This window comes from Roseateles sp. (assembly GCF_036486225.1).
In the GTDB taxonomy this organism is placed as follows: Bacteria; Pseudomonadota; Gammaproteobacteria; order Burkholderiales; family Burkholderiaceae_C; genus Roseateles.
In genome coordinates this window covers 1-25296 of sequence record NZ_DASVNZ010000115.1, presented here as the reverse complement: position 1 = coordinate 25296, position 25296 = coordinate 1, and the positions used below count along the sequence as shown (strand labels likewise).

Annotated in this window: 24 protein-coding genes; 11 read left to right on the top strand and 13 right to left on the bottom strand. The window is 67.2% G+C overall.

The features are described from left to right. The first annotated feature begins 28 nt into the window (after window positions 1–28). The 4 genes from hpnC (at window position 29) to VF536_RS08250 (ending at window position 3982) form a co-directional block, all read left to right on the top strand. Window positions 29–901, top strand: coding sequence for a squalene synthase HpnC (gene hpnC, locus VF536_RS08265; protein WP_331614351.1), 873 nt, complete (start codon window positions 29–31; stop codon window positions 899–901). Then, the gene (hpnD, locus tag VF536_RS08260) at window positions 898–1809 is read left to right on the top strand and encodes a presqualene diphosphate synthase HpnD (protein WP_331614346.1); all 912 of its coding nucleotides are present in this window, start codon (window positions 898–900) and stop codon (window positions 1807–1809) included. The genes hpnC and hpnD overlap by 4 nt, the downstream gene beginning before the upstream one ends. Window position 1810: 1 nt before the next feature. Further along, window positions 1811–3082: a hydroxysqualene dehydroxylase HpnE gene (hpnE, locus tag VF536_RS08255; RefSeq protein ID WP_331614345.1), complete on the top strand. Its 1272-nt coding sequence runs from the start codon at window positions 1811–1813 to the stop codon at window positions 3080–3082. 132 nt (window positions 3083–3214) lie between these two features. After that, window positions 3215–3982, top strand: a complete 768-nt coding sequence (locus VF536_RS08250) for an IclR family transcriptional regulator (protein WP_331614342.1) — start codon at window positions 3215–3217, stop codon at window positions 3980–3982. Between the two features lie 99 nt (window positions 3983–4081). On the opposite strand, the gene pbpG is transcribed toward VF536_RS08250, so the two are convergent. The 7 genes from pbpG to VF536_RS08215 all read right to left on the bottom strand — a co-directional run bounded on the left by pbpG (window position 4082) and on the right by VF536_RS08215 (window position 13294). Then, window positions 4082–5110, bottom strand: coding sequence for a D-alanyl-D-alanine endopeptidase (gene pbpG, locus VF536_RS08245; RefSeq protein WP_414710317.1), 1029 nt, complete (start codon window positions 5108–5110; stop codon window positions 4082–4084). 184 nt (window positions 5111–5294) lie between these two features. Continuing rightward, the gene (locus tag VF536_RS08240) at window positions 5295–6836 is read right to left on the bottom strand and encodes a 2-isopropylmalate synthase (RefSeq protein WP_331614339.1); all 1542 of its coding nucleotides are present in this window, start codon (window positions 6834–6836) and stop codon (window positions 5295–5297) included. Window positions 6837–6867: 31 nt separating this feature from the next. Beyond that, the gene (leuA, locus tag VF536_RS08235) at window positions 6868–8553 is read right to left on the bottom strand and encodes a 2-isopropylmalate synthase (protein WP_331614338.1); all 1686 of its coding nucleotides are present in this window, start codon (window positions 8551–8553) and stop codon (window positions 6868–6870) included. A gap of 254 nt (window positions 8554–8807) precedes the next feature. Next, window positions 8808–9656, bottom strand: a complete 849-nt coding sequence (pssA, locus tag VF536_RS08230; RefSeq protein WP_331614337.1) for a CDP-diacylglycerol--serine O-phosphatidyltransferase — start codon at window positions 9654–9656, stop codon at window positions 8808–8810. Between the two features lie 92 nt (window positions 9657–9748). After that, window positions 9749–10765 (bottom strand): ketol-acid reductoisomerase, encoded by a 1017-nt coding sequence (gene ilvC, locus VF536_RS08225; RefSeq protein WP_331614336.1) that lies wholly within the window; start codon window positions 10763–10765, stop codon window positions 9749–9751. Between the two features lie 65 nt (window positions 10766–10830). After that, on the bottom strand, window positions 10831–11322 hold the full coding sequence (gene ilvN / locus VF536_RS08220; protein ID WP_067275674.1) for an acetolactate synthase small subunit: 492 nt from the start codon (window positions 11320–11322) through the stop codon (window positions 10831–10833). A 175-nt stretch (window positions 11323–11497) separates the two neighbouring features. Next, complete coding sequence (locus VF536_RS08215) at window positions 11498–13294, bottom strand: acetolactate synthase 3 catalytic subunit (RefSeq protein ID WP_088403542.1); 1797 nt, start codon at window positions 13292–13294, stop codon at window positions 11498–11500. Window positions 13295–13586: 292 nt separating this feature from the next. On the opposite strand from VF536_RS08215, the gene VF536_RS08210 reads away from it, so the two are divergent. The 5 genes from VF536_RS08210 to VF536_RS08190 all read left to right on the top strand — a co-directional run bounded on the left by VF536_RS08210 (window position 13587) and on the right by VF536_RS08190 (window position 16497). Beyond that, entirely contained in the window at window positions 13587–14153 is a 567-nt protein-coding gene (locus VF536_RS08210) for an RNA polymerase sigma factor (protein WP_067275679.1), read from the top strand. Then, complete coding sequence (locus VF536_RS08205) at window positions 14150–14668, top strand: DUF3619 family protein (protein WP_331614334.1); 519 nt, start codon at window positions 14150–14152, stop codon at window positions 14666–14668. Before VF536_RS08210 ends, VF536_RS08205 begins: the two co-directional genes overlap by 4 nt. Before the next feature lie 77 nt (window positions 14669–14745). Beyond that, window positions 14746–15534: a DUF3106 domain-containing protein gene (locus tag VF536_RS08200; protein WP_331614332.1), complete on the top strand. Its 789-nt coding sequence runs from the start codon at window positions 14746–14748 to the stop codon at window positions 15532–15534. Window positions 15535–15543: 9 nt separating this feature from the next. Further along, on the top strand, window positions 15544–16095 hold the full coding sequence (locus tag VF536_RS08195) for an RDD family protein (protein WP_331614331.1): 552 nt from the start codon (window positions 15544–15546) through the stop codon (window positions 16093–16095). A 24-nt stretch (window positions 16096–16119) separates the two neighbouring features. Further along, entirely contained in the window at window positions 16120–16497 is a 378-nt protein-coding gene (locus VF536_RS08190) for a diacylglycerol kinase (protein ID WP_331614330.1), read from the top strand. Window positions 16498–16592: 95 nt separating this feature from the next. Here VF536_RS08190 and VF536_RS08185 read toward each other — a convergent pair whose 3' ends face one another. Next, the gene (locus VF536_RS08185; RefSeq protein ID WP_067275693.1) at window positions 16593–16931 is read right to left on the bottom strand and encodes a P-II family nitrogen regulator; all 339 of its coding nucleotides are present in this window, start codon (window positions 16929–16931) and stop codon (window positions 16593–16595) included. A 113-nt stretch (window positions 16932–17044) separates the two neighbouring features. Next, window positions 17045–19174: an NAD(+) synthase gene (locus VF536_RS08180; RefSeq protein WP_331614329.1), complete on the bottom strand. Its 2130-nt coding sequence runs from the start codon at window positions 19172–19174 to the stop codon at window positions 17045–17047. Window positions 19175–19232: 58 nt separating this feature from the next. Between VF536_RS08180 and VF536_RS08175 the strand changes: the two genes are divergently transcribed. Next, window positions 19233–20459, top strand: coding sequence for a GNAT family N-acetyltransferase (locus VF536_RS08175; protein WP_331614328.1), 1227 nt, complete (start codon window positions 19233–19235; stop codon window positions 20457–20459). Between the two features lie 34 nt (window positions 20460–20493). On the opposite strand, the gene VF536_RS08170 is transcribed toward VF536_RS08175, so the two are convergent. The 4 genes from VF536_RS08170 to VF536_RS08155 all read right to left on the bottom strand — a co-directional run bounded on the left by VF536_RS08170 (window position 20494) and on the right by VF536_RS08155 (window position 24662). Continuing rightward, window positions 20494–21741 carry a glycosyltransferase gene (locus tag VF536_RS08170; RefSeq protein ID WP_331614327.1) on the bottom strand — a complete coding sequence of 416 codons (1248 nt, stop codon included), beginning with the start codon at window positions 21739–21741 and terminating at the stop codon, window positions 20494–20496. Window positions 21742–21983: 242 nt separating this feature from the next. Next, on the bottom strand, window positions 21984–22523 hold the full coding sequence (ppa, locus tag VF536_RS08165; RefSeq protein WP_331614326.1) for an inorganic diphosphatase: 540 nt from the start codon (window positions 22521–22523) through the stop codon (window positions 21984–21986). A 104-nt stretch (window positions 22524–22627) separates the two neighbouring features. Further along, window positions 22628–23581 carry a 2-hydroxyacid dehydrogenase gene (locus tag VF536_RS08160; RefSeq protein ID WP_331614325.1) on the bottom strand — a complete coding sequence of 318 codons (954 nt, stop codon included), beginning with the start codon at window positions 23579–23581 and terminating at the stop codon, window positions 22628–22630. A 73-nt stretch (window positions 23582–23654) separates the two neighbouring features. Beyond that, entirely contained in the window at window positions 23655–24662 is a 1008-nt protein-coding gene (locus VF536_RS08155; RefSeq protein ID WP_331614324.1) for a tripartite tricarboxylate transporter substrate binding protein, read from the bottom strand. A gap of 243 nt (window positions 24663–24905) precedes the next feature. Between VF536_RS08155 and VF536_RS08150 the strand changes: the two genes are divergently transcribed. Beyond that, on the top strand, window positions 24906–25296 hold a 391-nt coding region (locus VF536_RS08150), incomplete at its 3' end, for a citrate synthase (RefSeq protein WP_331614350.1).

Here is a 25296-nt window from a genome sequence, read left to right as displayed (position 1 = left end):
GCAAACGGCATCGCTCGCTCAGCGGAGAATGCCGGCCGTGAGCATAGAGCACTACGAAAACTTTCCTGTCGCTTCCTGGCTGTCCCCGCCGGCGCTGCGTCCCGCGATCATGGCGATCTACCGGTTCGCGCGGACTGCCGACGACCTGGCCGACGAAGGCGACGCAACGCCCGCGCAGCGGCTGCGCGAGTTGGCCGACTACCGGGCCGATTTGCGCGCCGTCGCCGCGGGCCAGACGCCCTCGCCGCGCTGGGCGGCGCGCGTGTTTGCGCCGCTGGGTCGCATCCTCGTCGAGTACCGGCTGCCGGTCCCGCTGCTGGAAGATCTCCTCGATGCCTTCGAGCAGGACCTGGTGAAGACCGACTACGCGACCCGCGTCGAGCTGCTCGATTACTGCCGCCGCTCGGCCAATCCCGTCGGCCGTTTGCTGCTGCATCTCTATGGCATCGCCGACGCCGAGTCGCTGCGGCGCTCGGACGCCATCTGCTCGGCGCTGCAATTGATCAACTTCTGGCAGGACTTCACCGTCGACGGGCCGCGCGGCCGGATCTACGCGCCGCTGGAGGACCGCCGGCGTCACGGCGTCGAGGGACAGGACCTGCTGTCGCTGCGCGACAGTCCGGACGCCCGCGCGCTGATCGCGGAACTCTGCGGCTGGGCCCGCGACTTGATGGGCGAAGGCGCGCCGCTGGCCCGCCGGATTCCGGGCCGGGCCGGTTGGGAGCTGCGCTTGGTGGTACAAGGCGGCCTCCGCATCCTCGACAAGCTGGCATCGAACCGTTTCGATGCCCTGCTGAGACGGCCGAAGATCGGCGCCTCCGACGCGCCGCTCCTGCTGTGGCGCGCCTTGACGATGCCGGCGGACCGTACGAACCCACGCCGCGAAGGGACGGCGCGATGAGCACCAACACTGACAAGACTGCCGACAAGGCCTCCGACAAGACGACCGCCGCCGGCGCCTCCACGCCCGAGCAGTACGTCCAGCAGAAAGCCGCCGCGAGTGGCTCGAGCTTCTATTACGCCTTCCTCTTCCTGCCGCCGCCGCGTCGCGCGGCGATCACCGCCTTCTATGCGTTTTGCAGAGAGGTGGACGATGTCGTCGACGAGGTCTCCGATCCGGGCGTCGCCGCGACCAAGCTGGCCTGGTGGCGCAAGGAAGCGATGAGCGCGTTCAACGGCCAGCCCTCGCATCCCGCGATGAAGGCGCTGATGCCGCACGTCAAGGACTACGACATCCGCGTCGAGCACCTGCTGGCCGTCATCGACGGCTGCCAGATGGACCTGGAGCAGACGCGCTACCTCGACTACCCCGGGCTGCAGCGCTATTGCCACCTCGTGGCCGGCGTGGTGGGCGAGGTGGCTTCGGGCATCTTCGGCCGCTCGGATCCGCAGACCATCGCCTACGCGCACAAGCTGGGCCAAGCGATGCAGCTCACCAACATCATCCGTGACGTCGGCGACGACGCGCGACGCGGCCGCATCTACCTGCCGGTCAGCGAGCTGCAGCAGTTCGACGTGAAGGCGCACGAGATCCTCAAGCGCGACGCGCCGTGGGGCTACAGCGACCGTTTCACCGCGTTGATGAAGTTCCAGGCGGAGCGCGCGCACGCGCTGTACGACGAGGCGGTCGCGCTGCTGTCCGACACCGACCGCAAGGCGCAGAAGCCGGGGCTCATGATGGCCAACATCTACCGCACGCTGCTGCGCGAGATCGAGGCGGAGAACTTCCAGGTCCTGCATCAGCGCATCGCGTTGACGCCGCTGCGCAAGCTGTGGATCGCGATGAAGACGAACTGGCGCGGGCGCTGAGGTGAGGCGATTGGCCGTCATCGGCGGCGGCTGGGCGGGGCTGGCCGCGGCCGTCGAGGCCGTGTCGCTCGGCGCCGCGGTCACGCTGTTCGAGATGGCGCCATCGCTCGGCGGAAGGGCGCGCAGCCTCGAAGGCATCGCGCCTGCGCTCGACAACGGCCAGCACATCCTGATCGGCGCCTACACGGACACGCTCGCGTTGATGCGGCGTGTCGGCGGCGATCCGGAGTCCGACCTGCTCCGCATGCCGCTGCGGCTGCGCTATCCCGATCGCGAGACCCTGCGACTGCCGTCGGGGCCGCCCACCCTCGCCTTCCTGCGCGGCGTACTGGCCTGTACGGCATGGTCGTGGCGGGACCGCCTGCAATTCCTGGCCACGAGCAGTCTGTGGACGATGCGCGGCTTCCGTTGCGATCCGGCGCTGACGGTCGCCCAGCTCTGCGCCGGACTCCCTCGCGCGGTGCGCGACGACCTGATCGATCCGCTGTGCGTCGCCGCCCTGAACACGCCGTCCACGCAGGCCAGCGCGCAGGTCTTCCTGCGGGTGCTCAAGGACGCGCTGTTCAGCGGTCCGGGCAGCGCGGACCTGCTGCTGCCGCGACGCGGGCTGAGCGCGTTGCTCCCGACGCCGGCGCGCGCGTGGCTGCTGTCGCGCGGCGCGGAACTCCGCACGCAACGCGTGCAGCACGTGCAGGCGAAGGGACAACAGTGGACCGTCGACGGCGATGTGTTCGATGCCATCGTCGTGGCCTGCACGTCGGTCGAAGCTTCCCGGCTCACGCGAGATCTGGCGCCGCACTGGAGCGCGGCCGCCGGTGCGTTCGAATTCCAGCCGATCGTCACCATCTATCTGGAGAGCGCCGGTTCGGCGTTGCCGACCCCGATGGTCGCCTTGCGCGAATCGACGGACGAGCCGGCGCAGTTCGCCTTCGATCTGGGCCAGCTCGGCCAGCACCCGGGTTTGTTCAGTCTGGTCGTCAGCGGCGCCGCGTCCTGGGTCGCCCAAGGGCTGGAGGCCACCGGCATCGCCGCGCTGGCGCAGGCCCAGCGGCATTTCCAATGGGCAACACCGCCGAAGATCGTCCGCGTCCTGAGCGAGAAGCGCGCAACGTTCGCCTGCACACCCGGGCTGATCCGCCCCGAAGCCTCGATCAGACCGGGCGTCTGGGCCGCCGGCGACTACCTCGCCGGGCCTTACCCCGCCACGCTTGAAGGCGCCGTGCAGAGTGGCCTGTCCGCCGCCCGTTCCGCCATGCGGCAATCCAACGGTTAAGCGTCCTCCTGGCGCCCCTTACCGCCCGACCCGCGCACCGCTGACGGGCAAAAACGACGGATTGCGCCCGCTAGGGGCCGCTCTCGGTTTCGCCATGCAAAACCCGTGAGAAATCCTTCACAATCGTCCGCCATGAAGTCCAAGGAGCTGCAGTCCCCCGCCATCCAGGTCCTCGAGCGCACGTTCGCGCTGCTGGATGTCCTGGCCCAGCATCAGGACCCCGTCTCGCTGAAGCTCATCAGCGAAACCACGGGCCTGCATCCGTCGACCGCCCACCGCATCCTGAACGACCTGACCCTGGGACGTTTTGTGGATCGACCAGAGGCGGGCAGTTACCGGCTGGGCATGCGCCTGCTGGAGTTGGGCAACCTCGTGAAGGCCCGCCTGGACGTCCGCGAAGCCGCGATCGGCCCGATGCGGGAGCTCCACAAGCTGACCCACCAGCCAGTCAACCTGTCGGTCCGTCAGGGCGACGAGATCGTCTACATCGAGCGCACCTACTCCGAGCGCAGCGGCATGCAGGTCGTGCGCGCGGTCGGCGGGCGGGCGCCGCTGCACCTGACGTCGGTCGGCAAGCTCTTCCTGGCCAGCGACGATCCGCAGCGCGTGCGCGCATATGCGACGCGCACCGGCCTGTCCGGCCACACCCGCAACAGCCTCACCGAGATCAACCTGCTCGAACGCGAGATGGCGCTGGTCCGCCAGCGCGGCGTCGCGCGCGACGATGAGGAACTCGAGCTGGGCGTGCGCTGCATGGCCGCCGGCATCTACGACGACCAGGGCAAGCTGGTGGCCGGGCTGTCGATCTCGGCGCCTGCGGATCGGCTGGAAGAAGGCTGGCTGCCTCGCCTGAAGGAAACGGCGACGCGGATCTCGGCGTCGCTCGGCTTCCGAGGCTGAGCACCCGGCTGCCCGGTCCGGGAACACGGGCGGGAAATGCAGGCTGGAAATGACGAAGCGGGCACCAGGCCCGCTTCTTTCCTTCCGGAGTTCCCGTGCTTACTTGGCCGAGATCACCGGCGTCAGGGCCGTCGCGCTGACCGTGGCCGGGGTGGCGACGGCGGCCAACGGCGACGCGGCGCCGGTCAGCCACTTGCGCACGCGTTCGGCATCGCCGATGCGCGAGTACTTCCCGGCTGAATCCAGGAACACCATGATCAACTTGCGACCGGCGAGCTGCGCCTGCATCACCAGGCACTGACCGGCCTCGTTGATGAAGCCGGTCTTCTGCAGACCGATGTCCCAGTCGCCCTTGCGCACCAGGCCGTTGGTCGTGCCGAAACGGACCTGCTTGCGGCCCAGCGCGACGGTGTATTCGGACGAGGTCGACAGCTCGCGCATCAGCGGGAACGAGTGAGCCACCTTGACCAGCTTGGCCAGGTCGGCGGCGCTCGACTGGTTGCGGCTGGACAGGCCGGTCGGCTCGACGTAATGCGTGTCCATCATGCCCAGCATGTGGGCCTTGGCATTCATCGCCGCGACGAAGGTTTCCAGGCCGCCGGGATAGTTGCGGCCGAGCGCATGCGCCGCGCGGTTCTCCGAGGACATCAGCGCCAGGTGCAGCAGTTCGCCGCGGGTCAGGGTCGTGCCGACGGCCAGACGGGAGCCGGTGAACTTCTCGGTGTCCTTGTCGTCGTCGGTGATCTCGATCTTGTCGTCCAGCGACTGGTTCGCCTCGACGACCAGCAGCGCGGTCATCAGCTTGGTGATGGACGCGATCGGCAGGACCGCCGACGGATTCTTCGAGAACAGGACCTCGTTGGTGTCCTGGTCGACGACGTAGGCGACGCTGGATTTGAGGTCGAGGGGATCTTCGGTGTCGTGCAGGCCGTACATCGTCCCGAAGGACGGTTTGGACGGGACGACTTCCCGGACCGGGGCCGCCGCGCGGGCAGCCACCTTGCGGGGAGAGCGCGGGGCCGGCTTGGCCTGACGCACGCTCTTCACCTTGGCTTTGGAGGACGACGAGGTCGCCGCCTGCACCGATTGGATCGGCACAAGACTGGCGGTCAAGCCCGTCAGCAACATGACGCCGCTGAGCGCGGCACCAGACAGCAATGTCGCAATGGTCTTCAATCCAGTCCCCAGGTCAGTGGGCGCGAGTTTAGGGGATCGCTGAAAGACCGGCAAGATCAATGACTTAACGCAGGCTCTTAAAGTGCCTGAATCCGTGCCATCCGACGCGTGGAGAGCCCCCGCGCGTGCTGTCCTGTCAACCTTGGGCGGCGACCCGCTCCGTCTTGCTCTGCAACTTGTTGAGAGCGCTCAAATATGCTTTGGCCGAGGCAACCACGATATCGGGATCTGCCCCCACGCCGTTCACCACGCGCCCCGCATGTTGCAGGCGCACCGTGACTTCGCCTTGCGATTCTGTGCTGCCGCTGGTGATCGCACTGACGGAATACAACAGCATTTCCGCCCCACTTTGGACCTTGCTCTCGATCGCCTTGAGCACCGCGTCCACCGGACCGTTGCCATCGCTCTCGGTGCGATGTTCCGTCTCACCCTCGGCGAAGACCACCTGGGCCTGGGGCCGCTCGCCGGTTTCGGAGCGCTGCGCGAGCGCGACCAGCCGGAAATGCTCCTGGACCTGGGTGACCGATTCGTCCATCACCAGCGCGATGATGTCCTCGTCGAAGATCTCGGACTTGCGGTCGGCCAGGTCCTTGAACCGGACGAAGGCCGCGTTGATCTCGGCCTCCGATTCCAGGACGACGCCCAGTTCCTGCAGCCGCTGCTTGAAGGCGTTGCGCCCCGACAGCTTGCCCAGCACGATCTTGTTGGCGCTCCAGCCGACGTCCTCGGCGCGCATGATCTCGTAGGTGTCGCGGGCCTTCAGCACACCGTCCTGATGGATGCCGGAAGCATGCGCGAAGGCATTGGCACCCACCACAGCCTTGTTCGGCTGGATCACGAAACCGGTGGTCTGCGACACCAGCTTGGACGCCGGGACGATCTGGGACGGATCCACCCGCACATCCAGCCCGAAGTAGTCGCGGCGGGTCTTCACCGCCATCACGACTTCTTCCAGCGAACAGTTGCCGGCGCGTTCGCCCAGACCGTTGATGGTGCACTCGACCTGCCGGGCACCGCCGATCTTCACGCCGGCCAGCGAATTCGCCACCGCCATGCCGAGGTCGTTGTGGCAGTGGACACTCCAGATCGCCTGGTCGGAGTTCGGGACGCGCTCGCGCAGCGTCTTGATGAACTCGCCGTAGAGCTCCGGGATCGCGTAGCCGACCGTGTCGGGGATGTTGATCGTGCGCGCGCCCTCGCGGATCACCGCCTCGACGACCCGGGCCAGGAATTCCGGGTCGGAGCGGTAGCCGTCTTCCGGCGAGAACTCGATGTCGTCGGTCAGGTTGCGGCCGAAGCGCACGGCCTGGATCGCCTGCTCCAGCACCTGCTCGCGGGTCATGCGCAGCTTCTTCTCCATGTGGAGTTCGCTGGTCGCGATGAAGGTGTGGATGCGGGCGCGCGCCGCACCCTTGAGCGCCTCGGCGGCACGGCCGATGTCGCGATCGTTCGCTCGGGCCAGCGAGCAGACCGTGCTGTCGCGGATCGCGTCGGCGATCGCCTTGACCGCTTCGAAATCGCCCTGGCTCGCGGCCGCGAAACCCGCTTCGATCACGTCCACCTTCAAGCGCTCCAGCTGCCGCGCGATGCGCAGCTTCTCATCCTTGGTCATGGACGCGCCAGGCGATTGCTCACCATCGCGCAGGGTGGTGTCGAAGATGATCAGGTGGTCGGACATGTCGGGGCTTCCTTGCGGTGGCGGAGTGAGTTTAGGCGGCGATGCGGTCGGCCAGCTTCAGCACGCCGCGCTGCGACGCACGACGCAGGCCGGAGACGATCGCCTTCAGCGAGGCCGACGCGATGTTGCCGTCCATGCCGACGCCGAACATCGTGGCCTCGCCCACCCGCAGCTCCAGATAGGCCACCGCCTGCGCGTCGGCGCCGCTGCCCATCGCGTGCTCGTGGTAGTCCAGCACCCGCACCTGGGTCTTCAGCAGCTTGTTCAGGCCCTCGACGAAGGCGTCGATCGGCCCCTTGCCCTGCCCGTCGATCTTGACCATGCGCACGCACAGGTCGGCCTGCGCCTGGACGCGGGTCTGGCCGTCCTCGGCGGTGTCGATCTGCGGATGCAGCGACGGCGCCTGCTTCACGCCGTACTCGCGGTCGAAGATCCGCCACAGGTCGGCCGCGCCCAGTTCCTTGCCGTTGGTGTCCATCACGCCCTGGACGATCTGGCTGAACTCGATCTGCAGGCGACGCGGCAGTTCGATGCCGTATTCAGCCTCGAGCAGATACGAGATGCCGCCCTTGCCCGACTGGCTGTTCACGCGGATCACCGCTTCATAGCTGCGGCCCAGGTCCTTCGGATCGACCGGCAGGTACGGGATCTCCCAGATGTCGCCGTCCTTGCGCGCGGCGAAGGCCTTCTTGATCGCGTCCTGGTGCGAGCCCGAGAACGAGGTGTAGACCAGTTCTCCGACGTACGGATGGCGAGGATGCACCGGCAGCTGGTTGCAGTGCTCGACGCAACGGCGGATCTCGTCGATGTCGGAGAAGTCCAGTTCCGGATGCACGCCCTGCGTGTACAGGTTGAGCGCGACGTTCACCAGGTCCAGGTTGCCGGTGCGCTCGCCGTTGCCGAAGAGGCAGCCCTCCAGACGGTCCGCGCCGGCCATGATCGACAGCTCGGCGGCGGCCGTACCGGTCCCCCGGTCGTTGTGCGGATGCACCGACAGCACGATGCAGTCGCGCTGTGCGACGTTGCGTCCCATCCACTCGATCATGTCGGCGAAGAGGTTTGGCGTGGAATGCTCGACCGTCGACGGCAGGTTGATGATGATCTTGCGCTCGGGGGTCGCGCCCCAGGCCTCAGTCACCGCGTCGACGACGCGCTTGGAGAAGTTCAGCTCGGCGCTGGAGAACATCTCCGGCGAATACTCGAAGCGGAAGTCCGTCTCCGGCTGCTTCTCGGCGAACTCGCGGATCATCCGCGTGTGGGTGACGGCCAGGCCGACGATCTCGTCCTCGCTCATGCCCAGCACGACGCGACGCATCACCGGCGCGACGGCGTTGTACAGATGGACGACCGCGCGCTTGGCGCCGACCAGCGATTCGAAGGTGCGCTCGATCAGCGGTTGACGCGCCTGCGCCAGGACCTGGATCGTCACGTCGTCGGGGATGTGACCTTGCTCGATCAGCAGCCGCACGAAGTCGAAGTCGGTCTGGGACGCCGACGGGAAACCGACCTCGATCTCCTTGAAGCCGATCTTCACCAGCATCTGGAACATGCGCAGCTTGCGCTCGGGGTCCATCGGCTCGATCAGGGCCTGGTTGCCGTCACGCAGGTCGGTGCTCAGCCACAGCGGCGCCTTCGTGATCTGCACGTCGGGCCAGCGGCGGTCCGGGAGGGCGATGGGCGCGAAGGCGCGGTACTTGGTCTGCGGTTGCTTGAGCATGAGAGCGTTCCTGTGGGTTCAGGGGCGCAACTCGCAGACTCTCCAGAAACAGGAACGGCCCGTTGCGAGTTGCATTCGGGCCGTTGATCTGGGATGAGCGTCTGGATGGACGGACGTGCGCGATCTAGCGAACCCGAAGGTCACCTAGTAGTAGCAGCGCAATTCGGGCCGGGGACGTCATAGCTGTTGAATATAGGGGTGCGGCGCGGGCAACGTCAACGCCAGTGCGCGACTGACCGTGCCCCGAGCATTCGCTATCGGTGAAGGCCCGCTTCATCGGGCTCGTCGGTGGACATCGCGATGACGCTCGCCGGCTTGCCCTTGGCGCGCCGGACCGCATAGACGATGTAACCCGAGATGCCATACGCGCAGAAAACGCCGAACAGCACCCGCGGCGGGTCGATGTTGATGGCCGCGATGGCCAGCATGATCACGACCAGCACGATGAAGGGCACCGAGCGCTTGAAGGTGATGTCCTTGAAGCTGTAGAACGGCGCGTTGGTCACCATCGTCAGGCCCGCGTAGAGCGTGAAGCCGAAGGCCAGCCAGGCCAGCGTGGGATCGCGGTGGATGTCCTTGTAGCCGGAGCTGTCGAGCGCCCAGATCAGGCTCATCACCAGCGCCGCCGCGGCCGGGCTGGGCACCCCCTGGAAGAAGCGCCGGTCCACGACCGCGATGTTGGTGTTGAAGCGGGCCAGACGCAGCGCGGCGCCGGCGATGTAGACGAAGGCCGCGAACCAGCCCCACTTGCCCAGGCCCTGCAGCGCCCAGGAATACATGATCAGCGCCGGCGCGGCGCCGAAGGAGACCATGTCGGACAGCGAGTCCATCTGCTCGCCGAAGGTGCTCTGCGTGTTGGTCATGCGCGCGACGCGCCCGTCCAGGCTGTCGAGCACCATCGCCGCGAAAATGCCATAGACGGACTGCTCGAAGCGGCCGCCGATGCCCATCACGATCGCGTAGAAGCCACTGAACAGCGCCGCCAGCGTGAAGAGGTTGGGCAGGAGATAGATGCCCTTGTGGCGCGGGCGCTGCGGGGCGTCGAGGCTGTCCGCTTCGTCCTCGTCGAGCAGGTCCACGTTCTTGTTCTGACTTGGATTCATGGGGCGGGAGGATAACCCAGTGCACCAATGGAAAAGGCCGCGCGGTGCGACCCGCGCGGCCTTCTGGACTGATCTGACGCGATCTGCGTGGATCAGTTCTTGGACTTGTCGACCAGCTTGTTGGCCTTGATCCACGGCATCATCGCGCGCAGCTGCTCGCCGACCTGCTCGATCGGATGCTCGGCGGTCAGGCGACGGCGGCTGATCAGCGTCGGGGCGCCGGCCTTGTTCTCCAGGATGAAGGACTTGGCGTATTCGCCGGTCTGGATGTCCTTCAGGCACTGGCGCATCGCGTCCTTGGTCGCGGCGGTCACCACGCGCGGGCCGGTCACGTACTCGCCGTACTCCGCGTTGTTGGAGATCGAGTAGTTCATGTTGGCGATGCCGCCTTCATAGATCAGGTCGACGATCAGCTTGAGCTCGTGCAGGCACTCGAAGTAGGCCATTTCGGGCGCATAACCGGCTTCGGTCAGCGTCTCGAAGCCCGCCTTGATCAGCTCGACGGCGCCACCGCACAGCACGGCCTGCTCGCCGAACAGGTCGGTCTCGGTCTCTTCGCGGAACGAGGTCTGGATGATGCCGGCCTTGCCGCCGCCGTTCGCGGCCGCGTAGCTCAGGGCTAGGTCACGCGCCTTGCCGGTCTTGTCGGCATAGACGGCGATCAGGTGCGGCACGCCGCCGCCCTGCTTGTAGGTGTTGCGCACCGTGTGGCCCGGGGCCTTCGGGGCGACCATCCACACGTCCAGGTCCTCGCGCGGCTGCACCTGGCCGTAGTGGACGTTGAAGCCGTGGGCGAAGGCCAGCGACGCGCCCTGCTTGATGTTGGGCTCGACTTCCTTCTTGTAGACGTCGGCGATCTGCTCGTCGGGCAGCAGGATCATGACCACGTCGGCGGCCTTCACCGCGTCGGCGATTTCAGCGACCTTCAGGCCGGCGCCTTCGGCCTTGGCCCAGGACGCGCCGGCGCGGCGCAGACCCACGGTGACCTTCACGCCGCTCTCGTTCAGGTTCTGGGCATGGGCGTGGCCTTGTGAGCCGTAGCCGATGATGGTGACGTTCTTGCCCTTGATCAGGCTGAGGTCGGCGTCCTTGTCGTAATACACGTTCATGGTGGTCTCTCCGGGGAAAACAGGTCAGGGGTTGTTCGGTGAAGGGTGTTCAGTGGCCGTGGCGCTCAGACGCGCAGGATGCGTTCGCCGCGGCCGATGCCGCTGGTGCCGGTGCGCACCGTCTCAAGGATCGCGCTGCGGTCGATCGCGTCGATGAAGGCGTCGAGCTTGCCGGCGTCGCCGGTCAGCTCGATCGTGTAGGTCTTCTCGGTGACGTCGATGACGTGGCCGCGGAAGATGTCGGAGGTGCGCTTGAGCTCCTCGCGCTCCTTGCCGACGGCGCGCACCTTGATCAGCATGAGCTCGCGCTCGATGTAGCGGCCCTCGGTCAGGTCGACGACCTTGACGACCTCGATCAGCCGGTTCAGGTGCTTGGTGATCTGCTCGATCACGTCGTCGCTGCCGCTGGTGACGATGGTCATCCGGGACAGCGACGGGTCCTCCGTCGGCGCCACGGTCAGGCTCTCGATGTTGTAGCCCCGGGCGGAGAACAGCGCGACGACGCGCGACAGCGCCCCCGGCTCGTTCTCGATGAGCAAAGCAATGATGTGTTTCATGGAATCTCGTCCTTCGCGCTCTTCAGACCGCCGGCGGTAACCGGTCGGCCCTTGGCCACGCTCTTCGATCTAGGAATCAGGTCGGTTCGCCCTGAGCGACTCGGGCCGTCCGCCGCCGGTCGCGATGCGCGCGGTAACGCGCATCCCGCCGGACGGCTTCAGGCCGTCAACGGTCTCAGAGGTCCTCGGACCCCAGCAGCATCTCGGAGATGCCCTTGCCCGCCTGCACCATCGGCCAGACGTTCTCGGTCGGGTCGGTGCGCACGTCGATGAAGACGGTGCGGTCCTTCAACCGCATCGCCTCCCGCAGCGCGGGCTCGACGTCCGAGGGCTTCTCCACCAGCAGCCCGACGTGCCCGTAGGCCTCGGCCAGCTTGACGAAGTCGGGCAGCGCATCCATGTAGCTGTGCGAGTAGCGCTTGCCGTAGTCCAGCTCCTGCCACTGCCGCACCATGCCCAGGTAGCGGTTGTTCAGCGAGACCACCTTCACAGGCGTCTTGTACTGCTGGCAGGTGGACAGCTCCTGGATGTTCATCTGGATGCTGCCTTCGCCGGTGATGCAGAACACGTCCGACTCCGGCTTCGCCAGCTTGATGCCCATCGCGTATGGCAGGCCCACGCCCATCGTGCCCAGGCCGCCGGAGTTGATCCAGCGACGCGGCTCGTTGAAGCGCAGGAACTGCGCGGCCCACATCTGATGCTGGCCGACGTCCGAGGTGAAGTAGGCGTCGCGGTCGCGGGTCAGGTTCCACAGCGTCTCGAGGACGTACTGCGGCTTGATGACCTCGTTCGACTGCTTGTAGGCCAGGCAGTCGCGCTTGCGCCAGTCGTTGATCTGGCTCCACCAGGCGTTGATCGCGTCGGCGTCAGGTCTTGCCTGCGCCTCCTTGATCTGGGCGATCAGTTCCTGCAGCACATCCTTGACGTCGCCGACGATCGGGATGTCCACGCGCACGCGCTTGGAGATCGACGACGGATCGATGTCGACGTGGATGATCTTGCGATCGACCGACGAGAAGTGCTTCGGGTTGCCGATCACACGGTCGTCGAAGCGCGCACCGACGGCCAGCAGCACGTCGCAGTGCTGCATCGTCATGTTGGCTTCGTAGGTCCCGTGCATGCCGAGCATGCCCAGGAAACGCGGATCGCTGCCAGGCATCGCACCCAGGCCCATCAGCGTGTTCGTGCAGGGGTAGCCCAGCAGTTCGACCAGTTGGCGCAGTTCCGCCGTGGCCTCCCCCAGGATCACGCCGCCGCCGGTGTAGATGTAAGGCCGCTTGGCCCCCATCAGCAGCTGGACCGCCTTGCGGATCTGCCCGCTGTGGCCCTTCTTCACCGGGTTGTAGGAGCGCATCTCGACGCGTTCCGGGTAATGGAACGCGGTGCGGTTGAGCGAGACATCTTTCGGGATGTCCACCACGACCGGGCCGGGACGGCCGGTGCGCGCGATGTGGAACGCCTTCTTCAGCGTCGTCGCGAGGTCGCGAACGTCCTTGACCAGGAAGTTGTGCTTGACGATCGGGCGCGTGATGCCGACGGTGTCGCATTCCTGGAAGGCGTCGAGTCCGATGGCGGGCGTCGGGACCTGACCGGTGATGATCACCATCGGGATCGAGTCCATGTACGCCGTCGCGATGCCGGTGATCGCGTTCGTGACGCCGGGACCGGAGGTCACCAGCGCGACGCCGACTTCGCCGGTCGCACGGGCGTAGCCGTCGGCGGCGTGCACGGCGGCCTGCTCATGACGGACCAGCACGTGCTGGATGGCGTCCTGCTTGTAGAGCGCGTCGTAGATGTAGAGGACGGCGCCGCCTGGATAGCCCCAGAGGAACTTCACGCCTTCGGCCTGAAGACTCTGAACCAGGATTTCGGAGCCATTCAGTTCCTGACCGGAACTGACGGAATGGGGGTGCGGTTGTGAGCGAGCTTCCGTGATCGCTGCACGTTTGATGTCCGCGGCAGACATGTCCATATGTCGAACCTCTGAGTTTTTTCTCTGACGAAAAACCATCGGTGTCTCTCCTCTCGCTCTTGTGAAGCGGACTTGAAACGTCGCGTCAAAAACAGGGGCGCCCCGGTTGGGCGGCCTACTTGAGACAGAAAATGCGGTGTGCGAGTCATCGATTATGCACGCAAACCCGCAGGCGTCCGGAATCGATGGCGGTTTGTAGCGCTGATGAGATAATTCGCGCCGTTTTGCCAGCTCGACCGCCCCTGAGTCGCGCGAGACCCGCCCCAGACCCGCCCTCCGACGGCGCCAGCCCTTGGCCACAGACAAAGAACTCAACGACTTTCTCAAGACCGCCGACCGACGCGCCTTCAAGCGCACGGTCTACATGGTTCGAGACGAGGACGCCGCGCTGGACATCGTCCAGGACGCCATGATCCGGTTGGCCGAGAAGTATTTCGACCGGCCGGCGGCGGAGCTGCCGCTGCTGTTCCAGCGCATCCTGTCCAACGCGACGATGGACTGGTTCCGGCGGCAGAAGGTGCGCAACGCGCTGTTCAGCAACCTGTCGGACTTCGAAGGCGCCGATCCCGGCGACGACTTCGACCTGCTGGAATCGCTGGAGACGCGGGAAGGTTCGATGGGGGCGCTGTCGGCCGCGGACGAGGTGTCGCGCGTTCAGGTGCTGGCCGCGATCGAACAAGAAGTTGCTGCTTTGCCGGCACGTCAACGGGAAGCCTTCCTGCTGCGTTACTGGGAGGAACTCGACGTCGCCGAAACGGCAGCGGTCATGGGTTGCTCGGAGGGCAGCGTGAAGACACACTGCTCCCGCGCCGTGCATGCGCTGGCCAAAACGCTGAAAGCCAAGGGAATCTCGCTATGAAGAAGAACACGCCAGGAACGCCGCTGCCGCTGGAAGCGGACGCGCGCGTGACCCGTTTCGGCCTTCGGGTGGCCGCGGGACTGACCGAGCAGAGCGAGACCCTGTCCGGCGACATCCAGGAACGGCTACGCTTCGCGCGTGAGCAGGCGCTCGCCAAGGCGATGGCGGCACGTGCCGCGGCGCCCGCGCAGACGGCGTCCGACGTCCGCCAGGTGGGCGGCGGCACGCTGGCCCTGGGCGGCGGCGAGAAGACGCCGCGCTGGAGAAAGGCCGCGACGCTGCTGCCGCTGGCCCTGCTGCTGGGCGGCCTGCTGCTGATCCAGCACAGCCAGTGGTACGAGCAGATCCGCAGCGCGGCCGAACTCGACACCGAGATGCTCTCCAAGCCGCTGCCGCCGGCGGCGTACAGCGATCCGGGTTTCCGCGAATACCTGAACGAGAACCAGACCGACCCCAACAACCCGAACGGCGCAGCCGACGGCGAGAAGTCCGACGAAGCCAAATCGTCGCAGTGAGGCGGTGCGTGGTCAGTTCCTTCCGACTTTCCCCGCTCGCGGCGGGCCATTTCGGCGTTTTCCCTGATCTTTGCGCCTTGCGCCGCTGGGCACGTCGCCTGAGTCTGGTCGTCGCCTGTGGCGTGTTCGCGTCCGGCGCCACGACAGCCTCGGCCCAGGACAGCGCCGCGTCCGCGCCTATCGATGGCGGTGCGAAGATCAGCGCGCCGCGCGCCTCGGCGCCGGCGAGATCCGTCGCGCCGACCACCCCGTCCGGCACCTTGATCAGCAGCCAGAACTGGGCTTCGCTGAGCGCGTCGCAGAAGGAAGCCCTGGCGCCGCTGTCCAAGGAATGGGACCAGCTCGACGGCGCCCGCAAGGGCAAGTGGCTGGAAATCGCCGCCCGTTATCCGACGCTGCCGGCCGAGCACCAGCAACGCCTGCGCGAACGCATGGTCGAGTGGACACGCATGTCGCCGTCCGAACGGCAGCGCGCCCGCATCGGTTATCAGCACGCCAGCGAGCTTCGCGTGCCCGAGCAGGAATCGAAGATGCGCGAGAAGTGGGACGCCTACCAGGCGCTCCCCCCGGAAAAGCGCCAACGCCTGGTGGAACGTGCCGCCGAGAAGGCCTCCGCCGCCGGCCGCGATGCCCCTCCGCTCCCCACGCGGGCGAAGGCGCCGATCCAGCGCACCCCGCTGACCGCTTCGACCGGTCCGACGATCGTCCAGGCCCTGCCCGGCGCGACGACGGTGCTGATGACGCAGCGCGCCGAGCCGCCGCTGCCCGGCGCCAGCGCGGCACCCGGCCGGCCGATCCGCTCGCCGCGCGACGCCAAGCTCGACCCGGAGACGCTGCTCCCCCGACGCGACCCGGCCAGCCGGTAAACTGGCCGGATGACCTCCGCACCCGTTGCCGGCGACCTCCAACCGCCAGGCTTGATGCGCCGCCTCGCCGCCTTCATTTATGAAGGCGTCGTCTTGTTCGGCGTCGTGTTCATCGCCGGCTGGCTGTACTCGACACTGACCCAGCAACGCAATGCGCTGATCGGACAGAGTGGCCTGCAGGCCTTCCTGTTCCTGGTGCTGGGCATCTACTTCATCTGGTTCTGGTCGCGCGGCGGCCAGACCGTGGCCATGCGGGCCTGGCATCTGCGCGTGGTCGACGCGAACGGCCGTCCGCTCACGCAGGCACGCGCGACCGCCCGCTACCTCGCTGCCTGGCTCTGGTTCCTGCCCGCACTGGCCAGCGTGCACCTGTTGGGCCTGGACGGAAGCACCGGTGCGATCTTCGGCGCGATGTTCGCCGGCATCGCCGCTTACCTGCTGCTGGCCCGACTGCATCCGCAACGGCAGTTCCTGCACGACGTGATCTGCGGCACCCGCCTGATCACGCAATTGCCGCCGCCCCGCCCGAAGAAGTCTGCCGCGCTGCCGGCCGACTCCTGACCCCCCCGACTTGCCACCCCGACGATGAGCAACCCCCACAAGGGCCGCACCGGCCTGGATCGCATCCTGCACGCTGCCGGTTATTCCTGGGACGGCCTGCGCGCCGCCTACCGCGGCGAGAGCGCCTTCCGCCAGGAGACCTGGTTGACGATCATCGGCGTTCCGCTGGCCTTCTGGGTCGGACGGGACTGGGTGCAGGTCGCGCTGCTGGCCGGCTCGCTGATCCTGGTGCTGATCGTTGAGCTGCTGAATTCGGCGGTCGAAGCGGTCGTCGACCGCGTGTCCTTCGAACTGCACGACCTCAGCAAGCGCGCCAAGGACATCGCCAGCGCCGCCGTGCTGCTGTCGCTGGTGCTGGCCGGCGGCATCTGGTTGGCCGCCATCTGGCAGCACCTGCGCTGACGCGACTGCGAGCCGGAAGGACGCCGGAAAGACAAAGGGCGGACGCCAACCGGCGCCCGCCCTTCCTTGTTTCTGGACCCGTCAGGTCCGTGCGGTCAGACCGCAGCTTCGTCCTGTTCGCCGGTGCGGATGCGGATGACCTGCTCCACGGCGGTGACGAAGATCTTGCCATCGCCGATCTTGCCGGTCTTGGCCGCCTTCAGGATGGCGTCGATGGAGCGCTCCACCTCGTCGTCCTTCACGACGACCTCGACCTTCACCTTCGGCAGGAAGTCGACGACGTACTCGGCGCCGCGGTACAGCTCGGTGTGGCCCTTCTGGCGGCCGAAGCCCTTCACTTCCGTGACGGTCAGGCCGGACGCGCCGACCTCGGCCAGGGCTTCTCGGACTTCGTCGAGCTTGAACGGTTTGATGATGGCGGTGATCTGTTTCATCACGAGGCTCCGAAAGGGGGATTGGCGGGCAAGACTGACAGTGATTTAAGCACGGATCGTTTCAGATGGACGCCTTCCATTGGAGAAGGGAGTCATCGCGGCCACCCGTCCTCTCAATCCGGAATGCGGTCGAGCTCGGCAAGCCACACGGTCGGCTCGGAATCGCTGGGCGCGCGCCAATCGCCACGCGGCGAGAGCGATCCGCCGCTGCCCACCTTCGGCCCATTCGGCACGCAACTGCGCTTGAACTGGCTGCCCCGGAAGAAGCGGCTCACGAAGATCCGGAGCACGCGCTTGATCTCGGCGAGCGGGTACTCGTTGCGCTGGACGTGCTCGCCGTCGGGCCATTCGCCGCAGGCCTTGTCGCCCCAGGCGTGGCGCGCCAGGAACGCGATCTTGGCCGGCGAATAGCCATGACGGATCGTGTAGAACAGGTTGAAGTCCTGCAGCTCGTAGCGGCCGATCTTGTCCTCGGTGCTCTGGAGCCCAGAGCCCTCCACGCGCGCATCCTGCGGCACGAGTTCGGGGCTGATCTCCGTGTTCAGGATGTCGAACAGCACCTCCTGTCCTGACGCCCCGAGCTGCTTCGTCTCCGCGACCCAGCGCACCAGGTACTGGATCAAGGTCTTGGGCACCGACGCGTTCACGTTGTAGTGCGACATGTGGTCGCCGACGCCGTAGGTGCACCAGCCGAGCGCGAGTTCGCTCAGGTCGCCCGTGCCGAGCACCAGCGCGCCGGTGTGATTGGCCAGACGGAACAGGTGGCTGGTGCGCTCGCCGGCCTGGACGTTCTCGAAGGTCACGTCGTAGACCGGCTCGCCGGCGGCGTACGGATGTCCGAGGTCCTTGAGCATCTGCTCGCAGCTCGGCCGGATGTCGATCTCACGGGCCTCGCAGCCGATCTCGCGCATCAGCCGCAGGGCCTGGTCGCGTGTGCGCGTGCCGGTGGCGAAGCCCGGCATGGTGACGCCGAGGATGTTCGTCCGCGGCCAGCCCATCTGGTCCATCGCGCGCGCGGCGACGAGCAGGGCATGCGTCGAGTCCAGTCCGCCCGAGATGCCGAGCACCAGCTTGTGGATGCCGCTGGACACGAGCCGCTGCACCAGCGCCTGGACCTGGATCTGGAAGACTTCGTTGCAGCGCTCGTCGCGGCGCTGACGGTCCGACGGCACATACGGGAAACGCTCGATGCGGCGGCGCAGCGGCAACGCCTGCGTGAGATCCAGGCCGAGCTCGAACTCGACCGTACGGAAGGTCTTCAGCAACGGCGCGTGATGCCGGACGGAATCGCCGAAGCTCGTCTGCCGCATCCGCTCGCGCGACAGCCGCTCGAGGTCCACGTCGGCCGACACGAGCTGCGAGCGGCGCTGGAATCGCTCGCTCTCGGCGAGGAAGCTGCCGTTCTCGTAGACCAGCGCTTGGCCGTCCCAGGCGAGGTCGGTGCTGGACTCGCCGGCGCCGGCCGAGGTGTAGACATAGGCCGCCAGGCAGCGCGCGGACTGCTGACCGACCAGTTGATGGCGATACCCCGACTTGCCGACCGTGATGTTGGAGGCCGACAGGTTCACGAGCACGGTCGCGCCGGCCAGCGCGGCGTACGACGAGGGCGGGATGGGGGTCCAGACGTCCTCGCAGATCTCGACATGAAGACGCAGCAGCGGCTGGTCGCTGGCCGCGACGACGAGCCGCGTGCCGAAGGCCACGCGCTGGCCGAGCAGCGTGATCTCCTCGGAGATCGCCTCGTCGGCGGCGTTGAACTGACGGGCCTCGTAGAACTCGCCGTAGTTCGGGAGATAGGTCTTGGGCAGGACGGCCAGCAGACGACCGCGCTGGAACACGACGGCGCAGTTGAACAGCCGGTGCTCGATGCGCAGCGGCAGGCCGACGATCGCGACGGTGGGCAGGTCGCGGGAGACCGCCAGCAGTTGCGCCAGCGCCGCTTCGCAACCATCGAGCAGCGGACGCTGATGGAAGAGGTCGTCGCTCGTGTACGCAGCCAGACCGAGCTCGGGGAACGCCGCGACCGCGGCACCGTCCGCTGCGGCCTCGCGCAGCAGCTGCGCGGTCTGCTCGCCGTTGAAGGCCGGATCGGCCACGCGGCACAGCGGGATGCCGACGGCGATGCGGGCGAAATCGTGGGCGTAGAGGTTGTCGAAGGACAGACCGGCCGGAGAAGAGGTCGCCGAGCGGGTCGCAGAGCCGGTTGCAGAGCCGGCCGGGGAGGAAGTCGTCGTCGCTTGCATGGGGAGCATCCTGCCATCAAAGCGAAGGGATTGAGCTTGCGCCTAAGATTTGCAGCGCATGACTGCCCCGCCCTCGCCTTCCTCCGCCGCCACCGCGTCCGACACCGACGCCTCCCAGCCGCTCATCCGCGTCGACGACGACCCCGCCGCGCTGCCGCGCGATCAATGGAACGCGTTGCTGGCCGCTTCCCCGCTGCCGTCGCCGTTCATGAAGCTCGAGTACCTGGCGGCGATGCACGCGTCCGGATCGGCGGTGCCGAAGAAGGGCTGGCAGGCGCAGTTCCTCAGCGTGTGGGACGGCGACGAACTGATCGCCGCCTGCCCGGCCTATCTGAAGGGCCACTCGTACGGGGAGTACGTGTTCGACTGGGCGTGGGCCGATGCCTACCAGCGGCATGGACTCTCGTATTACCCGAAGCTGCTGGTCGCCGTGCCGTTCACGCCGGTGCCCGGCAGCCGACTCTTGGCGAAGGACGACGCCGCACGCGAATGGCTGGTGAAGGCGCTGCGGGCCTTGACGGCCCGCTCGGAGCTGTCGTCGGTGCACGTGCTGTTCGGCGACGACCAGGACCAGCGCGCGCTCACCGGCCAGGACTGGCTCGCGCGGCAGCAGGTGCAGTTCCACTGGACCGGCGACGGGGAGCCGCGTCCGTTCGCGGCCTACCTCGCGACGCTGCAACGTGAGAAGCGCAAGAAGATCCAGCAGGAGCAGCGCAAGGTCGTCGAGGCCGGCATCCGCTTCGAGCCCCTGCGTGGCGCCGCGATCTCGTCAGAAGACTGGGACTTCTTCTACGAGTGCTACACGCTGACCTACCTCGCGCACCGCAACAAGCCTTACCTGACGCGCGACTTCTTCGCGCGGATGGCGTCGGACATGCCGGAGCATTGGTTGATGTTCGTCGCGCGGGATGCCGAAGGACAACGCGTGGCCGCCTCGCTGGTGGCGATCGACGAATCACAGCGCGCGGCCTACGGGCGTTACTGGGGCTCCACACGCTACATCCCCAACCTGCACTTCGACGCGTGCTACTACCAGCCGCTGGCGTGGTGCCTTGAAAACGGCTGGCGCCGCTTCGAGGGCGGCGCGCAGGGGGAGCACAAGATGGCGCGCGGATTGATGCCGGTGGCGACGCACTCGGCGCACTGGCTGGCGCATCCGCAGTTCCGCGAGGCGGTCGCGGATTTCCTCGCCCAGGAGGGCGAAGCGATGAGCGAGTACATCGACGAACTCGAGCGACATCAACCGTTCAAGGCAACGCCGCCGGACGACGACGTCGCCGCCTGACGACCCCCGCTCAGCCGCTCAGCCGCTCAACCGCTCAGCCGGTCGTCGTCGACGTCACCAGCCGCGGCTGCGAACGCACGGCCTCGCCGGCGTGCTCGCGGAAGAGCTTGGCGAGCTTCGTCGCCGCGTCGTCGACGTCATGTCTTGCGAGCACGCGCACGCGCGCCGCTTCGCCCATGCGCTGGAGTTCGGCGTCGTCGAGCTGCAAGCAGTCGATCATGGCCTGCGCCAGCGGCTGCGGGTCGCCGGCCGGCACCAGCCAGCCGTTCTCCGGTCGGACCAGTTCCGGGATCGCCGCGATCGCGGTGCTGATGACCGGACGGCTCAAGGCCATCGACTCCATCACCACGACGGGCAGACCTTCGGCGAAGCTCGACACCACCAGCGCCCGCGATGCGAGCATCTCCTCGCGCACCTGGTCGCTGCTGATCCAGCCGGTGATGCGCACGCGGTCGCGCAGGCGCAGCGCGTCGATGCGCGCCTCCACCGGCTCACGCAGTTCGCCGTCGCCGGCGAGCACCAGCTCGAAGTCGATGCCCTTCGCGGCCACCAGCGCGGCGGCCTCCAGCATCAGGAGGTGGCCCTTCTGCTCGCACAGGCGGCCGACGGCCAGCAGGCGGCGACCTTTCGCCGGCGCCGCCGGGGTCGCATGGAAGGCGGGCTCGACGCCGCAAGGGACGATCGGCACCTTGGCCCAATGCGAGTGATCCACCCAGCGGTAGATCTGGCTGCGGCAGAACGACGAGATCGCCACGACGAAGCGCGAGCGGCGGATCTTCTCGCCCAGGTGCAGCATCTCGGGCCGGTCGAACTCCTCGGAGCCGTGGCAGGTGAAGCTGTAGCCGGGACCGCCCAGCGCCTCGATCAGCGCGGCGACCTCGGTCGCATTGGTCCCGAAGTGCGCATGCACGTGGTTCACGCCCTCGGCGCGCAGCAGCGGCACGGCCATGCAGGCCTCCGCCAGATAGATGAAGTGCACCGGCAGCGGCCGGTCGGCGCGACGTCCCAGCTTCAGCGTCAAGGCCAGCGCCGACAGGAACTTCGCCGGCGAACTCAGGGCCTGGCGCACCATCGCCTTCAACAGCGGCGCGACGCCCCCACGCAGCAGATAGTGGGTGCGGGACTTCTCGTCCTGGTCGGTGGGATCCGGGGCGGCGTCGTCCCAGCCACGGACCGCCAGCCGCATCACGTCGACGCCCTGTTGCTCCAGCGCCAGGATCTCCCGGCGGATGAAGGTATGGCTGACCTTGGGATAGTGATTGAGCAGGTAGGCGACTTTCACGTGACGAGACTTCCGTGGAGTGAGTCACCCATTTTGGTGCCGCACGCACCAGGGCACAACGTCAATCCCCAAAGCGGGGACATCTCAGTTGTAACGCACCGTGATGACCCCTTCCCGGCACCACGTTTGCCATGCGGACATTCTTGCGGTCAGAAACGAAAAAGCGCCCCATGGGGCGCTTGTCGTACCGCGGCGGGCGGGGGCTCAGGCCGATCTGCCGGCCCGGGGTGCCCGCCCCGCGATCAGGCCTGCTGGGCCTTGGCGTAGTTGGCCATGCCGTCGGTGATTTCCTTCTTGGCGGCTTCCGGGCCTTCCCAGCCCTTGACCTTCACCCACTTGCCGGCCTCGAGGTCCTTGTAGTGCTCGAAGAAATGCTGGATCGCCTTCAGGCGCATCTGGTTGATGTCCTCGGGCTTGGTCCAGTGTTCGTAGATCGGCAGGATCTTGGTGGTCGGCACGGCCAGCAGCTTGGCGTCGCCGCCGGCTTCGTCGTCCATCTGCAGCACGCCGATGGCGCGGCAGGTCACCACCACACCCGGGGTCAGCGGGAAGGGCGTGATCACCAGCACGTCGACCGGGTCGCCGTCGTCGGCCAGCGTCTGCGGCACGTAGCCGTAGTTGCACGGGTAGTGCATCGCCGTCGTCATGAAGCGGTCGACGAACAGCGCGCCGCTTTCCTTGTCGACCTCGTACTTGATCGGGTCGGCGTTCATCGGGATCTCGATGACGACGTTGAACTGCTCGGGCGCCTTCGCGCCGGGGGTGACTTTGTGCAGGCTCATGGTGGTGGACAGCGGTGAATGCGGGGGATTCCGGAGCGATCCGGAGAAGCCGCGATTCTAGAGGGTCGCCTGAACAGGGCCTGACGACGGCCCCTCGTCAGGGGTCAAGTCGTCAGGCTGTGCGCCGGCCGCTCGCCGGCCAGCCCCTGCGCCAGGCTCTCCAGCACCATCCGGCCCATCGCGGCGCGCGTCTCCTCGGTCGCGCTGGCGCGGTGCGCCTGCAGCACGACGTTGTCCAGGTCCAGAAGGGCCGGCGGCACGTTGGGTTCGTCGGCGAAGACGTCCAGGCCCGCGCCCGCGATGCGCTTCTCCTGCAGCGCCTTCAGGAGATCGGACTCCTTCACCAGGCGGCCGCGCGCGACGTTGATCAGGAATCCGCGCGGGCCGATCGCGTCCAGCACTGGCGCGTCGATCAAATCGCGGGCCTTGTCGGCGGCGGCGCAGACGATCAGCGCATCGCTGTCGCGGGCAAGTTGCACGAGGTCTGACTCGAACGCCCACGGCACGCCAGCGATCTCCTTCAGATCGGTATAGCGCACCGGGCAGCCGAAGGCGGCGACGCGCTCCGCCACCGCGCGGCCCACCCGGCCGAGACCCACGATGCCCACGCGCATCCCGCTCACGCGGCGCGCCAGCGGGATGGCGTTCGGCTGCGGGAATTTCGGCCACAGGCCGCCGCGCACGAAGCGGTCGACCGACGCCACGTTGCGCGCCGTCGCCAGCAGCAGCGCCAGCGCCATGTCGGCGACGTCCTCGGTCAGCGCGCCGAAGGTGCCGGTCACCGGCAGCTTGCGCGAGCGGGCGTACTCGATGTCCACCGCATCCGTGCCGACGCCGTTCACCGCGACGACCTCCAGCGCCGGCAACTTCTCCATCATCGACCGCGAGATGCCCGTGTGCCCGCCGGTGATCACGCCACGCATGGTCGCGCCGTGCGTGGCGAGGTACGCGTCCGGATCGTTCTGCTCGAACAGGCGGTGCATCGTGTACAGCGCGTCCAGCTCCACGTTGATCGCGGGCACGAGGATGGGATTCAGTTGGAGGATGTGCGGCTTCATGGCGCTCTCTACTTCGGGAAGGATCGGAAGGGATTCGTTCGGGCCCATTCAGGCCTATTCAGGCCCATCAGGCTCACTCGGGCTGGATGCCGGCCGTCTTGATGACGGCGCCCCAGCGCTTGTATTCGGCGGCCTGGAAGCTGGCGAGTTCCGCCGGCGTCGACGTGAACGGCTCCATGCCGTTCTGCTCGACGAAGCGCTTCACCGGCTCTGCGGTCATGGCCTTCTGCATCAGCGCGTTGATGCGCTCGACGACGGCCGTCGGCGTGCCCGCCGGCGCATAGACCGCGTTCCAGTAGCTGATCTCATAACCGGGCAACCCGGCTTCGGCGATCGTTGGCAGATCCGGCACCAGCGGTGAGCGCTTGGGGCTGCTCACACCCAGCGCCTTGAGCTTGCCCGCCTTCACCTGCGGCAGGCTGGTGGTCAGGTCCACGATCATCAGATCGACCTGACCGCCGACCAGATCGACCATCGCCTGCGGGTTGGCCTTGTACGGCACGTAGGTCAGTTGCGTCTGCGTCATCTGCTGGAACAGCTCCGCCGCTACACGCGCCGACGAACTGCCGGCGCCGAAGGTGAGCGACTGCTTCTTCGCGATCGCGCTGAGTTCGGTGACGTTGCGCGCCGGGATGCGCGGATTCGTCACCAGCAGCAGGTAACCCTTCACCAGCGCGCCGACCGGCGCGAAGTCCTTCACCGGGTCGTACGCGAGCTTGCGGAACAGATGCGGATTGGCGGCCTGCGTCGTGTTGGTCGTGATGAACAGCGTGTAGCCGTCGGCGGCCGAGCGGGCCACCGCCTGCGCGGCGATGCCGCCGCTGGCGCCGGCCTTGTTCTCGACGATCACCGGCACCTTGGTCGCCGCGGTGATCTCCGCGCCGAGGGCGCGCGCCAGGCCGTCGGTGGTGCTGCCGGGACTGGAGCCGACCACGAGGGTGATCGCGCGGGACGGGAACGTCTCGCCTTGCGCGAGGGCGCCGAAGGAGGCCGAGGACGCGAAGCAGGCGAAGGCGGCAGCGCCCGCGAGGGCGAGCGAGGCCCGGCGTCGGACAGGCTGGAAGCGATGGATGCGGTTCATGCGGTTGTCTCCAAGGATGGGCATGAGGGCCGGCATCGCGGAGGCTTCTGATCGGTCTCCATCGATGTCGCGTGGACTCATGCTGGCAGCGCGAAAACAACCGGTCAATATTGATGATCAATATCAATCTGAAGTTCCTTCTCCTCTTATTCGATCGACTGAATCGATCACATCACCTGACCGTGGACAGGACTCATGTTGATGAATACATTGATGACATCAACGACACGGGACGACGCGCCGATGGCCGCCTGGATGACCTTGGATGAAGCACGCGAGGCCCTCGGCGTGCGCGCGCAGACGATCTACGCCTACGTGAGCCGCGGGCGCATCGGCGTCGAGCCCGATCCGCAGGACTCGCGCCGCAGCCTCTACCGCGCCGAGGACGTGAAAGCGCTGGTGCGCCGCAAGGAGACCGGGCGCACACGCGAGACGCTCGCGGCGACCACGCTGTTCGGCGCCGAACCCAGCATCCCGACGGCGGTCTCGACGTTCTCGGGCGGACGCCCCTTCTACCGGGGCGTCGATGTCGTCGAGCTGGCCGCGACCGCGACGCTGGAGGACGCGGCGCGCCTGCTTTGGAACGTCGAGGCGCCGCCCTTGTTCCCGCGCCCCGCAGTCGCCGCGGTCACCG

Coding starts and splice junctions, on each gene's coding strand:
- hpnC (WP_331614351.1), top strand. CDS start 29: ATGCCGGCCGTGAGCATAGAGCACTACGAAAACTTTCCTGTCGCTTCC.
- hpnD (WP_331614346.1), top strand. CDS start 898: ATGAGCACCAACACTGACAAGACTGCCGACAAGGCCTCCGACAAGACG.
- VF536_RS08250 (WP_331614342.1), top strand. CDS start 3,215: ATGAAGTCCAAGGAGCTGCAGTCCCCCGCCATCCAGGTCCTCGAGCGC.
- pbpG (WP_414710317.1), bottom strand. CDS start 5,110: ATGTTGCTGACGGGCTTGACCGCCAGTCTTGTGCCGATCCAATCGGTG.
- VF536_RS08240 (WP_331614339.1), bottom strand. CDS start 6,836: ATGTCCGACCACCTGATCATCTTCGACACCACCCTGCGCGATGGTGAG.
- leuA (WP_331614338.1), bottom strand. CDS start 8,553: ATGCTCAAGCAACCGCAGACCAAGTACCGCGCCTTCGCGCCCATCGCC.
- pssA (WP_331614337.1), bottom strand. CDS start 9,656: ATGAATCCAAGTCAGAACAAGAACGTGGACCTGCTCGACGAGGACGAA.
- ilvC (WP_331614336.1), bottom strand. CDS start 10,765: ATGAACGTGTATTACGACAAGGACGCCGACCTCAGCCTGATCAAGGGC.
- ilvN (WP_067275674.1), bottom strand. CDS start 11,322: ATGAAACACATCATTGCTTTGCTCATCGAGAACGAGCCGGGGGCGCTG.
- VF536_RS08215 (WP_088403542.1), bottom strand. CDS start 13,294: ATGGACATGTCTGCCGCGGACATCAAACGTGCAGCGATCACGGAAGCT.
- VF536_RS08205 (WP_331614334.1), top strand. CDS start 14,150: ATGAAGAAGAACACGCCAGGAACGCCGCTGCCGCTGGAAGCGGACGCG.
- VF536_RS08195 (WP_331614331.1), top strand. CDS start 15,544: ATGACCTCCGCACCCGTTGCCGGCGACCTCCAACCGCCAGGCTTGATG.
- VF536_RS08190 (WP_331614330.1), top strand. CDS start 16,120: ATGAGCAACCCCCACAAGGGCCGCACCGGCCTGGATCGCATCCTGCAC.
- VF536_RS08185 (WP_067275693.1), bottom strand. CDS start 16,931: ATGAAACAGATCACCGCCATCATCAAACCGTTCAAGCTCGACGAAGTC.
- VF536_RS08180 (WP_331614329.1), bottom strand. CDS start 19,174: ATGCAAGCGACGACGACTTCCTCCCCGGCCGGCTCTGCAACCGGCTCT.
- VF536_RS08175 (WP_331614328.1), top strand. CDS start 19,233: ATGACTGCCCCGCCCTCGCCTTCCTCCGCCGCCACCGCGTCCGACACC.
- ppa (WP_331614326.1), bottom strand. CDS start 22,523: ATGAGCCTGCACAAAGTCACCCCCGGCGCGAAGGCGCCCGAGCAGTTC.
- VF536_RS08160 (WP_331614325.1), bottom strand. CDS start 23,581: ATGAAGCCGCACATCCTCCAACTGAATCCCATCCTCGTGCCCGCGATC.
- VF536_RS08155 (WP_331614324.1), bottom strand. CDS start 24,662: ATGAACCGCATCCATCGCTTCCAGCCTGTCCGACGCCGGGCCTCGCTC.